The following is a 14946-nucleotide window of genomic DNA, read 5'->3' on the forward strand; positions in this document are numbered from 1 at the left end:
ATTATGAAGAATCTATACTTTACCCCGAAAAATACACTGAAGTTTATAGTTGCGATGGCTTTCTTAGTTGGAGGCTTGTTCTCGGCTGAAGCTCAGGTTAGAAAAAACTTTACCCAAAGAACGTCTTCTTACACGCCTACGAAGAAGATCTACAACATCAAAGGTAACTTCACGATGTTGGGTAACACTTGCCTTACACCGCAAAACTATGGTGACAATACGAACAACAACGGCCAGTACATGACCTATGTGGACACCGATGGCGATCCGAACACATTCAACTCATCGGCTTCGACTTTGGTATTGTCTACAGAGAACGGTGCGGTGCCGGCTTGTTCAAACATCATTTACGCTGGTTTGTACTGGACTGGAAAGTCTTCGGCCAACACGACGTTCAACGTGACCAAATCGGTTCCTAATGGAACGGCTCCGGTCAACACGAACTCGACTGTGGGTCACAACCAGAATATTGCGAACACAAACTACTCGCTTTCGATCAGTAGAAACAACCCGTCGAACACGAACCGTAACCCGATTTATACTTTCTCTGGGAACGGAAACACTTATGTGTTCAATTTCTACAATTCAGGTGCGGCGCAACGCGTGACGCTTTCGGTCAATGGCGGCGGCGCGGTCAACGTTCCGGTTACCGTTAATGGTGCAGGAACCGTTGCAACCTTGAACACTCCTTACCAAATCACCGACGGAAACGTTGTTTTGACCATCAAGGCATTGAACAGAAATGCCGCTACCAACTTGAGTACAGGCGACACGCAATCTTCTTCTACAGCAGATGTGAATGTTACCGGTACTATTCCTGTTTTTAGCAACTTGACTAAGACCTACGATAAGAGAGTGATCTCTTTGAAAGGTCCGGCTTCTGCCAGCTATACGCAATTTACTGCTGCAACTGCCGACATCTACTATCCATCAGGTACAGATGACGACATCTACACGGCTTATACTGAAATTACAGACTATGTAAGAACCAACGGAATCGGTCAATACTGGGCTGCCGATATGGCACTCCTCAAAGGAAATGTTGGTGGAACCGGATATGCCGGTGGTTGGGGTATCATCGTTGTTTATGAAAACAGCAAGATGAAATACCGCGACGTCACTATTTTTGACGGTTATGCTTATGTGAACTCTGGAAACAGTTCAGCACTCGATTTGCCTGTAGCTGGTTTCAACTCGGTTCAGGTAGGTAATGTTGGAATGACCTTGGGTATTATGGCCTCTGAAGGTGACGTTGCCTTTACAGGTGACTTCTTCCGCGTCAGAAAATTGAACACGGCCAACTACCAGACTTTGGATCACGGTGGTTCGACTGCAACCAACTTCTTCAACTCGGCCATCAACGCGCCGGGTGCAAGAAACCCACAATTGCAGAACAACACGGCGATCGACATCATCATGACGGATGTTCCGAACCCGGGCAACTCGGTAATCGGTAACAACCAAACTTCTACGAACTTCCAATACGGAACCGATGGCGATACCTATTCGATCTTCGCGATTGCGATGGCGGTAGACGCTTACATCCCGGATACCGAAGGAAACATTTCTGCGGTAACGATCAACGGTCAACCGGCTGGTCCTGGCCCGTACACGGCTTTGCCTGGACAAGACCTCGAATACAAAATCCAGATCAGAAACAGAGGTACCGAAGCGATCAACAACTTCAAGATCACTGTTCCTGTTCCTTACAATACTACTTATGTGGCTGGTAGCGCTTCTAGAAACGTTTACCAATTGCCATTGCCAACCCCGAACAACTTGACTTTTGAACCGACTATCGGTGCCAACGGATCATTGGTTTGGGATTATGGTACATTGCCATTGCCAATCGGTGGAAACCCAGAGACTTTGTTGGCCGACATGACCTTCAAGTTCAAGGTGACAACCGATTGTACATTGCTCAAGAACACCAACTGTAACAACGTTGTATCGGTCAACGGATCCATGACTGGAACCGGTGCCACTACCGGAATTACATTGGGCAACAAATCCCTGATCCAAGGTTACACCGTAAGTGGATCTTGTACCGGTGTCGAAATCGCTGCGCCATTGCAAGTGAGCGTCAACGCCCAGGATTTCGTAAACCAGAACTGTCAGTCGGTTCCGCCGATTACAGCTTTCTTTATCTGTAATTCAGGTACGACTATTCCAATTACTGAAGTGACCGGTGCATTCCCTCCGGGATCAACTTTCTGGAGCGCTTATCCAGTAGTGAGCGGACAAACCGTTCAGTACACGATCAACAACCCATTCCCATCTACACTTGGAACTTCGACTTACTATGCGATTCCACCGGGTGTTTTGAATGGTTGTTTCTTCCAGTTCACCATTACGGTAACCACTGTGACTTCACAGCCTACCGCTGCTAATGTATCGTATTGCCAAAACGCGGCTGCGTCTCCTTTGACGGCTACGCCAAGTGTTCCTGGTTACACCTTATATTATTATACTTCCGAAAACGGTTCGGCACAGACTTCAATTACACCGTCTACTGCCAACGTAGGTTCTACCACTTACTGGGTGGCTGAGGCACAGTCTTCGACTTGTATCGGTCCTAAAAAACAAATCATCGTAACGGTTTACCCGGCTCCGACCATTACAGGTCCGGCTCCGCAAACCGTACAAGGTTGTAACCCAAGCGCGATTCCAGGAAACCTGCCTTACGCTACTGTGGCTACGCCGATTACTTTGGCCCAATTGCAGGCTGCCGGCGGTAACATTCCTAACGCTGCTGCGATCGGAACGTATACTTTGACTTACATCGATGTGGCTTCAGGTACAAACCCAATTGTAATCACACGTACATTTAGTGTGACCAACATTTGTGGAACGGCTGTAGTAGCTTCTCAACAAATCACGATTCAGGATACGGCTGGTCCGGTGATCCCTACTTTGGCTAACGTTACAGGTCAGTGTTCGGCTACGGCTGTGGCTCCGACTGCAACCGATGCTTGTGCAGGAACCATCACGGCTACCACTACTGATCCACTCACTTACAACACCCAAGGTACTTTTGTAATCACTTGGTCTTTCAACGACGGAAACGGCAACATCACTACGGCTACGCAAAACGTAATCGTGGACGATACGGCTGCTCCGGTTGTTCCGACTTTGGCTGATGTAACCGGACAATGTTCGGCTACGGCTACGCCACCGACTACGACCGATGCTTGTGCCGGTACTTTGACTGGTACGACTACCGATCCGTTGACTTACAATACGCAAGGAACTTTCGTGATCCACTGGACATTCAACGATGGAAATGGCAACACGATTAATGTGAACCAAAACGTAATCGTTGACGACACGACTGCTCCGATTGTTCCTACTTTGGCTGATGTAACTGGACAATGTTCGGCTACGGCTACGCCTCCTACAACGACTGATGCTTGTGCCGGTACTTTGATCGGTACGACTACAGATCCGTTGACGTATACGACTCAAGGTACGCACGTGATCCACTGGACTTTTACAGATGGAAACGGTCAATCGATCAATGTGAACCAAAATGTCATCATCGATGATACGACTGCTCCGGTAATCCCAACTTTGGCTGACATTACAGCGCAATGTTCGGCTACTGTGGTTCCACCGACTACGACTGACAACTGTGCAGGCACTTTGACTGCTACGACTACTGATCCGTTGACCTACAACACCCAGGGAACATTCGTGATCCACTGGACGTTCAACGACGGAAACGGTCAATCGATCAACGTGAACCAAAACGTGATCATCAACAACAACGTACCGCCTTCAGTACCAGTATTGGCTGATGTGGTGGGTCAATGTTCGGCTACGGCTACGCCTCCGACTTCTACCAATAGCTGTACAGGTGTTACCATCGTGGCTACGACTAATGATCCGTTGACTTACACGCAACAAGGAACTTATGTGATCCACTGGTCTTTCAACGACGGAAACGGAAACATCGTTACGGCGAACCAAAACGTAATCGTTGACGATACGACTGCTCCGGTGGTTCCTAACTTGGCCAACGTGACCGGACAATGTTCGGCTACCGCTACGCCTCCAACGACTACCGACAACTGTGCGGGTACTTTGACTGGAACGACTACCGATCCACTCACGTACAACACACAAGGTACTTTCGTGATCACTTGGACATTCAACGACGGAAACGGAAACACTTCAACAGCTACGCAAACGGTAATTGTTGACGATACGACTGCTCCGGTTGTACCGCAATTGGCTAACGTAACCGGACAATGTTCGGCTACCGTAACACCACCGACTACGACTGACAACTGTGCGGGAACTTTGACGGCTACTACTAGCGATCCACTCACGTACAACACACAAGGTACTTTCGTAGTGACTTGGACTTTCAACGACGGAAACGGCAACACTTCAACAGCTACACAAACTGTAATTGTTGACGATACGACTGCTCCGGTTGTTCCTACTTTGGCTAACGTGACTGGTGAGTGTTCGGCTACTGCTGTTCCACCGACAACGACTGACAATTGTGCGGGAACGATCACGGCTACGACCAACGATCCGTTGACTTATACTACACAAGGTACATTTACCATCACTTGGACATTCAACGATGGTAACGGAAATACTTCAACCGCAACTCAGACTGTAATCGTGGATGACGTAACTGCTCCGGTTGTTCCTACATTGGCTGATATCACGGCGCAATGTTCGGCTACTGCGGTTCCACCAACGACTACGGACAACTGTGCCGGTACTTTGACTGCGACTACTGCTGACCCGCTCACTTACAACACCCAAGGAACATTCGTGATCCACTGGACGTTCAACGACGGTAACGGTAACTCGATCAACGTGAACCAAAACGTAATCATTGACAACACTACGGCTCCGGTAATCCCTACTTTGGCTGATGTGGTTGGACAGTGTTCGGCTACGGCTACACCGCCAACTTCAACCAATAGCTGTACAGGCGCTACAATCGTGGCTACGACCAATGATCCGTTGACTTATACGACACAAGGTACTTTCGTGATCACCTGGACTTTCGACGACGGTAACGGAAACGTAGTGACTGCTACGCAAAATGTAATCGTGGACGATACGACTGCTCCGGTAATCCCACAATTGGCTAACGTAACTGGTGAGTGTTCGGCTACGGCTACTCCACCGACTACGACTGACAACTGTGCTGGAACCATCACGGCTACTACCAACGATCCGTTGACTTACAATACACAAGGTACATTTACCATTACTTGGACATTCAACGACGGAAATGGCAACATCGTAACTGCTGAGCAAAACGTAATCGTTGATGACGTGACTGCTCCTGTAGTTCCACAATTGGCTACGGTAACCGGACAATGTTCGGCTACGGTAACACCGCCTTCGACAACTGATGGTTGTATCCCTACGCCAATTGTAGGTACGACTAATGATCCGTTGACTTATACTGAACAAGGTACTTATACCGTAACCTGGACTTTCAACGACGGAAACGGCAACACTTCAACAGCTACGCAAACCGTAATTGTTGACGACACTGTTGCTCCGGTAATCCCTACTTTGGCTGACATCACGGCTGAGTGTACTGCTACGGCTACACCTCCAACGACTACAGACAACTGTGCGGGAACATTGACTGCAACGACTAATGACCCGTTGACTTACAATACACAAGGAACGCACGTAATCGTGTGGACATTCAACGATGGTAACGGTAACTCGATTAACGTCAACCAGAATGTCATCATCGACGACGTAACGGCTCCTGTTGTTCCTACTTTGGCTGACGTAACCGGACAATGTAACGCTTGCGCTACGCCTCCGACAACGACTGACAATTGCGGTGGTACCATCACTGGTACAACTACCAACGAATTGTGCTACGACCAACAAGGTACTTTCGTGATCGTTTGGACCTTCAACGACGGAAATGGAAACATTTCGACTGCGAACCAAAACGTGATCATCGACAACACAGTACCGCCGGTAATCCCAACTTTGGCTGATGTAACTGGCGAGTGTTCGGCTTGTGCCGTAGCGCCGACTACAACCAATAGCTGTACAGGTCAGGTAATTACTGCGACTACCAACGATCCATTGTGCTACACTGTACAAGGCTCTTACGTAATCACTTGGTCATTCGATGACGGAAACGGAAACATTGTTACCGCTACGCAAAACGTAATCGTAGACGACGTAACGGCTCCTGTTCTTCCAGTATTGGCTGATGTAACTGGTGAGTGTTCTGCAACTGCAACGCCGCCATCTACTACAGACAACTGTATCCAGACACCAATCGTAGGTACAACCAACGATCCGTTGACTTACACTGAACAAGGTTCTTATGTCATCACTTGGACTTTCGACGACGGAAACGGCAACATCACGACTGCGACTCAAAACGTAATCGTAGACGACGTAACCGCTCCGGTATTGCCTACTTTGGCCGATGTAACTGGCGAATGTTCGGCTTGTGCGGTTGCTCCGACAACGCAAGACAACTGTGGTGGTGTAATCACTGCTACAACTACCGACGAATTGTGCTACACAACTCAAGGAACGCACGTCATCACTTGGACATTCGATGACGGAAACGGTAACATCACTACAGCTACACAAAACGTAATCGTAGACGACGTAACTGCTCCGGTTCTTCCAGTATTGGCTGATGTAACTGGTGAGTGTTCTGCAACTGTAACGCCGCCATCGACTACAGACAACTGTATCCAGACACCAATCGTAGGTACAACCAACGATCCGTTGACTTATACTGAGCAAGGTTCTTATGTCATCACCTGGACATTCGATGACGGAAACGGTAACATCACTACGGCCACACAAAACGTAATCGTAGACGACGTAACTGCTCCTGTTGTTCCTACTTTGGCTGACGTAACCGGACAATGTAACGCTTGCGCTACGCCTCCGACAACGACTGACAATTGTGGTGGTACCATCACTGGTACAACTACCAACGAATTGTGCTACGACCAACAAGGTACTTTCGTGATCGTTTGGACATTCGATGATGGAAACGGAAACGTAATCACCGTGAACCAAAACGTGATTATCGACAACACCGTACCGCCAACGATCCCGACTTTGGCTGATGTAACTGGCGAATGTTCGGCTTGTGCCGTAGCGCCGACTACAACCAATAGCTGTACAGGTCAGGTAATTACTGCCACTACGAACGATCCATTGTGCTACACTGAACAAGGTTCTTATGTGATCACTTGGTCATTCGACGACGGTAACGGAAACATCGTTACTGCTACGCAAAACGTAATCGTTGACGACGTGACTGCTCCTGCAATCCCAACTTTGGCCGATGTAACTGGCGAATGTTCGGCTTGTGCGGTTGCTCCGACAACGCAAGACAACTGTGGTGGTGTAATCACTGCTACAACCACTGACGAATTGTGCTACGATGTTCAAGGTACACACGTGATCACTTGGACATTCGATGACGGAAACGGAAACATCACTACAGCTACACAAAACGTAATCGTAGATGACGTGACTGCTCCATCCATCCCAACTTTGGCTGACGTAACCGGTGAGTGTTCGGCTTGTGCCGTGGCTCCGGTAACCCAGGACAACTGTGGTGGTGTCATCACTGGTACAACTACTGACGAATTGTGCTACACTACACAAGGAACACACGTCATCACTTGGACATTCGACGATGGAAACGGAAACGTGACCACTGCGACCCAAAACGTAATCGTGAACGACGTAACTGCTCCAGTAGCACCTGTATTGGCTGATGTAACCGGACAATGTAACGCTTGCGCTACGCCTCCGACAACGACTGACAATTGCGGTGGAACCATCACTGGTACTACTACCGATGCATTGTGCTACGACCAGCAAGGTACTTTCGTGATCACTTGGACATTCGACGATGGAAACGGAAACGTAACCACCGCAACCCAAAACGTGGTCATCGACAACACTACGCCACCGGTAATCCCGGTATTGGCTGACGTGACCGGCGAATGTTCGGCTTGTGCTGTGGCTCCTGTGTTCACCAACATCTGTACTGGTGCAACCATCACGGCTACGACTACTGATCCTATTTGCTACGATCAACAAGGTACTTATGTGATTACCTGGACATTCGATGACGGAAACGGAAACGTAGTTACTGCTCCGCAAAACGTAATCGTCGACGACGTAACCGCTCCGGTTATCCCTACTTTGGCTGATGTAACTGGCGAGTGTTCGGCTTGTGCCGTAGCTCCGGTAGCTACTGACAACTGTGGTGGCCAAATCACGGCTACGACTAACGATCCATTGTGCTACACTGAACAAGGTTCTTATGTCATCACTTGGTCATTCGATGACGGTAACGGAAACGTAGTGACTGCTACGCAAAACGTAATCGTGGACGACGTAACAGCACCAATCATCCCATTGTTGGCTAACATCACTGGTGAATGTTCGGCTACTGTTCCAGTACCATCGACTACAGACAACTGTAACCAAAACGAAATCGTGGGTACAACCAACGATCCGTTGAACTATACTGAACAAGGTACTTATGTAGTGACTTGGACATTCGATGACGGAAACGGAAACGTAGTGACTGCTACGCAAAACGTAATCGTTGACGACGTAACTGCTCCGGTAGTTCCGACTTTGGCTAACGTAACTGGTGAGTGTTCGGCTTGTGCCGTGGCTCCGACTACCACTGACAATTGTGGTGGAACGATCACTGCTACGACTACCGATCCATTGTGCTACACTGTACAAGGTACGTATGTAATTACTTGGACGTTCGATGACGGAAACGGAAACGTATCAACTGCTACACAAACTGTAATCGTAGACGACGTGACTGCTCCGGTAATCCCAGCTTTGGCTGATCTGACTGGTGAGTGTTCGGTAACGGCTACGCCACCAAGTATCGCAGACAACTGTGCGGGTTCAATCACTGCAACCACTGTAGATCCATTGTTCTATGACATCCAAGGAACCTATGTAATCCACTGGGAATTCAACGACGGAAACGGTAACATCACAATGGTGAACCAAAACGTAATCGTTGACGATGTAACTGCTCCGGTAGTTCCGACTTTGGCTAACGTAACTGGTGAGTGTTCAGCTACTGCTGTTCCACCGACTACAACTGACAACTGTGCGGGTACATTGACAGCTACCACCAGCGATCCATTGGTATACACTACACAAGGTACGTTCATCATCACTTGGACATTCAATGATGGAAACGGAAACACTTCAACGGCTACACAAACCGTAATCGTTGACGACGTGACTGCTCCGGTAGTTCCTGTATTGGCTGATGTAAACGGATCATGTTCAGTAACACTGACTGCACCGACAACCACCGACAACTGTAATCCTAATGTAATCACCGGTACTACACCGCAAACTACATTCGGTCCTGGTACTTATGTGGTGACTTGGACATTCGATGACGGAAACGGCAACATCTCTACCGCCAACCAAAATGTGGTGGTACTCGATGGAAACCAAGCCCTTAACGAAACCGGTTACCTGAAATGTTTCAACGATATCTCATTGAGCATTGACCTTTCAACAAAATTGGGTACCTTGCCTGCAGGAGGAACATGGACAGATTTGAGCAACACCGGACATTTTGATCCAACAACTGGTATCTTTGATCCAAACGGCGAAATGCAAGCGGGTCACTACAACTTCCAGTATGTGGTAAATGATGGTGCTTGTACATTGACGCTCAATGTTGATGTAGAAATCGATGACGATTGTATCGTAGAACCAATAGAATCTTGCGAACCGATTGTTCACAATGCCTTCTCACCAAACGGTGATGGCACCAACGAATGGTTCCAAATTGATAACTTCGGTGATCTGGAGTGTGTACCTACAAACACTGTAGAGATTTACAACCGTTGGGGTATCTTGATTTTCGAAACGAATCAGTATGACAACAATACTAGAGTATTTAGAGGACAATCTGAAGGAAGAGCCAACGTGGGCGGAGACGATCTCCCTACCGGAACTTACTTCTACATCATCCACTACAAATACAACAACAGTAATACTGAAGTGCCGAACTATGTTGATGGCCACAAAGAAGGATACTTATACTTATCAAAATAACAACTCAAATCTATAACATCCCGGGATGTCACAATCCCGGGATTAAAAACTAAGACTAATGAAAACAAGAATACTAATTTTCGTCTTGATGTTGACTGGAGCTGTCGGTTTTGCGCAACAGGATTCGCAGTACACGCAGTACATGTACAACACAATTAATATCAACCCGGCTTATGCGGGGTCGAGAGGAGCAATGAGTATATTTGGTCTATACCGTACCCAATGGGTCGGACTCGATGGAGCACCAACTACGGCCACTGCTTCGATGAACACGCCGATCAACAACAGTAACCTTGGGGTTGGACTCTCCTTTGTCACCGACAAAATTGGGCCTACAACCGAGAACACGATTTCAGCCGACGTTTCCTACACCGTCCCTGTAAGCGAAAGTTCGAAGTTGTCCTTCGGTATCAAGGGAACCGGAAACTTTTTCAAGTTCGACAACAACGGCTTGAATCCAGTAGACCGTACCGACAGTGCGTTGCAAAACACCAGCGACTTTACGCCGAACATCGGTGCAGGGGTTTACCTCCACTCCGACAAGTACTATGTGGGTCTTTCGGTGCCGAACTTCATCCAGAACAAAAACGAGTACGACGCCAACAACATTGCGATCTATACCGAGAAAATGAACTATTACCTCATTGCCGGTTATGTTTTCGATCTGAACCCGAACCTCAAATTCAAGCCAGCCATCTTGGCCAAGGCGGTTGAGGGCGCGCCATTGCAAATGGACGGATCGGCGAGCTTCATGTTGTATGACAAACTCGTTCTCGGTGCCGCTTACCGTTGGGATGCTGCCTGGTCTGCCCTGGCTGGTTTCCAGGTAACCGACGCTTTGTACATCGGTTATGGTTACGACCACGAAACCACCAATTTGAGAAACTACAACAATGGTTCGCATGAAATCTTCCTGCGTTTCGAGTTGTTCAACAACTATAACAAAATCATTTCTCCAAGATTCTTCTAAAACCAAACACCATGAAAAATAAAGTATTAATTTTTATATCGTTTTTGAGTCTCTTGGCAGCAAATGCTTATGCACAAGATGTACAAGACGCCACGAAAGCGCCCAATTCGATCAATAAAGCCGAAAAGCAATACGCCAAGTACGCCTACATCGATGCGACGAAAACCTACGAGCGGATTGCCAACAAAGGCTACAGATCTGCCGATATGTTCAAGAAAATCGGTAACTCTTATTATTTCAATTCCGATTACGAGAACGCAAACAAATGGTACGACCAACTCTTTGCGATGGGCGGTGAAATCGAAGCGGAATATTACTACCGTTATGCCAACACGCTCAAAGCCGTAGGCCAAAGTGCCAAGGCAGACCAGATGATGGCGGAATTCTCAAAAAAGTCCAGTGACGATCTTCGTGCTAAAATCCTCAAGGATAAGCAGAATTACATGGATGAGATCAAAGCCAACTCTGGCCGATACAAAATCGAAGATGCGGGTATCAACTCTAAGTACGATGACTATGGCGCAGCCATGAAAGGAACGCAGGTCGTTTTCGCCTCGTCGAGAGACACCGGAAACTTCGCGCAAAAGAAACACAAATGGACCAACTCCTACTTCACCGGATTGTATGTGGCTGATGTAGATACGGCCGGAATGGGTTCGAATGCGAAAAAACTTTCCAAGAAAATCGACTCGAAATTCCACGAAGCCAGTGCCATCTTTACCAAAGACGGCAAGACGATGTACTTCACCAGAAACAACTTCAACAATGGCAAGAAAGGAAAAGATGGCAACCGTGTGACCTTGCTCAAATTGTACAAAGCGACTTTCGTAGAAAAAGACAGCGCCTGGACCAATGTAACCGAGGTTTCTTTCAACAGCGACAACTACAGCGTGGCACACCCATCGCTGAGCCCGGATGAAAAGACTTTGTATTTCGCTTCGGACATGCCGGGCGGTTACGGCCAATCGGATTTGTGGAAAGTGGACATCAACGGCGAAAGCTTCGGCACACCGGTGAACCTCGGAACCACCATCAACACCGAAGGCAAGGAATCGTTCCCTTACATCACCGATGAAAAAGAATTGTATTTCGCCACCGACGGACATCCGGGTGTGGGTGGTCTCGATATCTTCATGTCGAAAGTAAAAGACGATGGCACTTATGGCGCACCGATCAACGTCGGGACACCGGCCAACTCGCCACAGGACGATTTCGCTTACCTAATCGATACCAAAACCAGAAAAGGCTTCTTGTCTTCGAACCGTACAGGCGGACAAGGATACGACGACATCTACAAATTCCTCGAGACCAGGAAACTCGTTTGCGAGCAAGTGCTTTCGGGTATCGTAACCGATTTGGATACCGGTGAAGTTTTGCCGGGTGCGAAAGTAACCTTGATGGACGACAAGTTCAACAAACTCAAAGAAGTGATCGCCGATGACAAAGGTTTCTACGACATGGGCTTGGTGGAATGCGGTAAAGTATACTGGGTTCGCGGAGAGAAAGAAAACTACGAGACCAAGGAGCAAAAGGTTACCATCTCTAAAGTGGATGGCAAAACCGACTTGCCGATCCAGTTGGAGAAAAAAGTCAAGCCAGTATCTGTGGGCGACGACTTGGCGAAAGCTTTCGGCATCAAGATCATCTACTTCGATTTGGACAAATGGAACATCCGTCCGGATGCGGCACTCGAACTCGAGAAAATCCTCGACGTGATGAAGCAATATCCAAACATGGCCATCGACGTCCGTTCACACACCGACTGCCGTGCCTCGCACAAGTACAACGAGAAATTGTCTGACAGAAGGGCAAAATCTACAATGGAATGGTTGGTTAAAAATGGCGTAAGCGCCGACCGTCTGACCGGAAAAGGTTACGGAGAAACCCAACTGCTCAACAAGTGCGCCGATGGTGTAAAATGTTCAGAAGAAGAACACCAGGCCAACAGACGTAGTGAATTCATCATTACCCGTTTGTAAGCTCAAAAACAAAATAAGATTAACTCCAGAAAGCATCCTTCGGGATGCTTTTTTTATGGACAAAATTTCGCCAAAAAAGATGCCAATAAAGACATCTTGTTTATTACAACCGTTTTTTGCAACGGGTTTGCGGTAAATTATGTATCGGATTTAAAAAAAGATTATTTTTGAGTCCACTCCGCAATTGCGTTTTTTGTACGATTTAAAAATTAAAATGATGGTATCGATTTGGAAAGTCTGGCTAACCACTGTATTGGCATCACCAGTCCTATTTTGGGTGCCAACGGCATTTCAGGAAAGCGAAGAAATAGCTGAATTCCTGTCATTTTTGCCCATACTACTTCCTTCTGTGCTGTTTGGTTTCCTCTTTTCCATACCTACAATGGGCTTGTTTTATTTGCTCAATCAAAAGCTTCATGATAAAAACAGCAAGCCGTTGATCGCTAAAGTAGTTTTGAGCTTGGTGATGATTGTTGGGATTCTAACTACATTTAACCTGGTTGGCGGATCATTTTCCAAAATCGACAAAATTGTTTCACTGCCTACTGCCTATCTGTTTTGTGCACTAACGCCATTGTGGTTTTCTAGCGTACATACCGAAAAGAATACCGATGATCAATGTCCTGAAAAAATCGCTTAATTCTAGACATGACAGGATTCATTTTAATCCTCTTTGGCGCAATTTAGCTGATCTGGCCCAACATTTTCCGGAGAGGAATATGGCTCAAAACCTCCATTGCAGTCCGTACAATGTCGCCAGAACATTATAAAACCTATAGGCGAAATTGGGCTGTATTCTCATCGCACTTGGATTACTTTTATTGGCAATCGAGAACAAACTATTTTAAATAAGGGAATACAATAAAAATTAGCGACAATTCAAAATAAAGAAAAGCATCCCGAAAGATGCTTTTTCCATTTGATACATGACCAATAATATATATCAAACTGGGTAATGTTTTAAAAAATCTTTTTCATGAGCAGGAATTTCCCATTGTTGTCAAAGTCGAGCGCGAGCAGGTTTTCCCTGGTCATTCCCGCGGCATCGGTCGATGCAAACAGGCTCGTCATGCTCCAGGCTTTTGCCTCGGGATTGTAGGACATTTTAATTTCGGAAGGTTTGTAGCCATAGCCTACGGGAATCGTATTGCGTATCTTGTCGTGGGCAAACAGGATCATGTCGTTGATTTTCTGGATGCCAAATTCCTTGAACGCCTGCGTCTTGCAAATCACGCTGATCAACACCTTGTTATTGGAAAACTGGCATGGAAATTCCGAGACGAGCATGCGTCCGTCCTGGGTCTTGAAATCGCTTTCAAGCAGCAATTTGTTCTTGATGGCGGCCTCTTGTGCATGACCGAGCGCAAAGCCAAAGAGCAGCAGTAAAAATAGTTTCTTCATTGTAGGTTCGGTTTAATAAAAGAAGCTTGGGAACGCAATGTTACAAAAAAAAGTATGCCGTTGAACGGAACACCTTCAGTTTTAATGTTAATTTCCAGATAGTTATAAACAGAACAATTGCTGTTGTTGGTAAAAACCGGCAGCATTTCTTAGGATTGCAGAAACACGCTGTAGCAAATTCCCCAGACAAAAATGAAGAACAGTCCCGGATAAAGCACCGTTTTCAAATGGCTTTTCAACTCTTTTTTGACCAAGGCAAGATAGAGCATGTACAGTACGAAAAGAATCGCCATGGCAATCGGCATGAAAAGTCTCATGATTATAAAGTTTAAGGTTATCATAAATATCGGAATTTTTAAGATACAATCCTCGATTGGCAAACAAAATTTTGGGCGCAGCACATTGCGGGGGGTGGCGTTAGGGATTCCTTCGGCAGTCGCTTCGCTCGTGTGAAGCAAAGTGCGCGCACTGCGGAAAGCCCGGGTCAGGGCCGAG

General features: G+C 47.0%; 6 protein-coding genes. 4 read left to right on the forward strand and 2 right to left on the reverse strand.

The window, feature by feature from the left end; genetic code table 11:
* Positions 1-3 precede the first annotated feature (3 nt).
* The 4 genes from QM717_RS18875 to QM717_RS18890 all read left to right on the forward strand — a co-directional run bounded on the left by QM717_RS18875 (position 4) and on the right by QM717_RS18890 (position 13690).
* Positions 4-10101: a gliding motility-associated C-terminal domain-containing protein gene (locus tag QM717_RS18875; protein WP_415039902.1), complete on the forward strand. Its 10098-nt coding sequence runs from the start codon at positions 4-6 to the stop codon at positions 10099-10101.
* Positions 10102-10159: 58 nt separating this feature from the next.
* Entirely contained in the window at positions 10160-11071 is a 912-nt protein-coding gene (locus QM717_RS18880; RefSeq protein ID WP_415039904.1) for a type IX secretion system membrane protein PorP/SprF, read from the forward strand.
* A gap of 11 nt (positions 11072-11082) precedes the next feature.
* Complete coding sequence (locus QM717_RS18885; protein WP_415039906.1) at positions 11083-13050, forward strand: OmpA family protein; 1968 nt, start codon at positions 11083-11085, stop codon at positions 13048-13050.
* 214 nt (positions 13051-13264) lie between these two features.
* Positions 13265-13690: a hypothetical protein gene (locus QM717_RS18890; protein ID WP_415039907.1), complete on the forward strand. Its 426-nt coding sequence runs from the start codon at positions 13265-13267 to the stop codon at positions 13688-13690.
* 320 nt (positions 13691-14010) lie between these two features.
* Here the strand turns inward: QM717_RS18890 and QM717_RS18895 are convergent, their stop codons facing one another.
* Together QM717_RS18895 and QM717_RS18900 are read right to left on the reverse strand one after the other, a co-directional pair.
* A complete protein-coding gene (locus tag QM717_RS18895) occupies positions 14011-14451 on the reverse strand; it encodes a hypothetical protein (protein ID WP_415039909.1) in 441 nt (146 codons plus the stop codon).
* Positions 14452-14600: 149 nt separating this feature from the next.
* Positions 14601-14768, reverse strand: a complete 168-nt coding sequence (locus QM717_RS18900) for a hypothetical protein (RefSeq protein ID WP_415039911.1) — start codon at positions 14766-14768, stop codon at positions 14601-14603.
* Positions 14769-14946 lie beyond the last annotated feature (178 nt).

Source organism: Flavobacterium sp. (assembly GCF_047602195.1).
Classification (GTDB): domain Bacteria; phylum Bacteroidota; class Bacteroidia; order Flavobacteriales; family Flavobacteriaceae; genus Flavobacterium.

Coding starts and splice junctions, on each gene's coding strand:
- QM717_RS18875 (WP_415039902.1), top strand. CDS start 4: ATGAAGAATCTATACTTTACCCCGAAAAATACACTGAAGTTTATAGTT.
- QM717_RS18880 (WP_415039904.1), top strand. CDS start 10,160: ATGAAAACAAGAATACTAATTTTCGTCTTGATGTTGACTGGAGCTGTC.
- QM717_RS18885 (WP_415039906.1), top strand. CDS start 11,083: ATGAAAAATAAAGTATTAATTTTTATATCGTTTTTGAGTCTCTTGGCA.
- QM717_RS18890 (WP_415039907.1), top strand. CDS start 13,265: ATGATGGTATCGATTTGGAAAGTCTGGCTAACCACTGTATTGGCATCA.
- QM717_RS18895 (WP_415039909.1), bottom strand. CDS start 14,451: ATGAAGAAACTATTTTTACTGCTGCTCTTTGGCTTTGCGCTCGGTCAT.
- QM717_RS18900 (WP_415039911.1), bottom strand. CDS start 14,768: ATGAGACTTTTCATGCCGATTGCCATGGCGATTCTTTTCGTACTGTAC.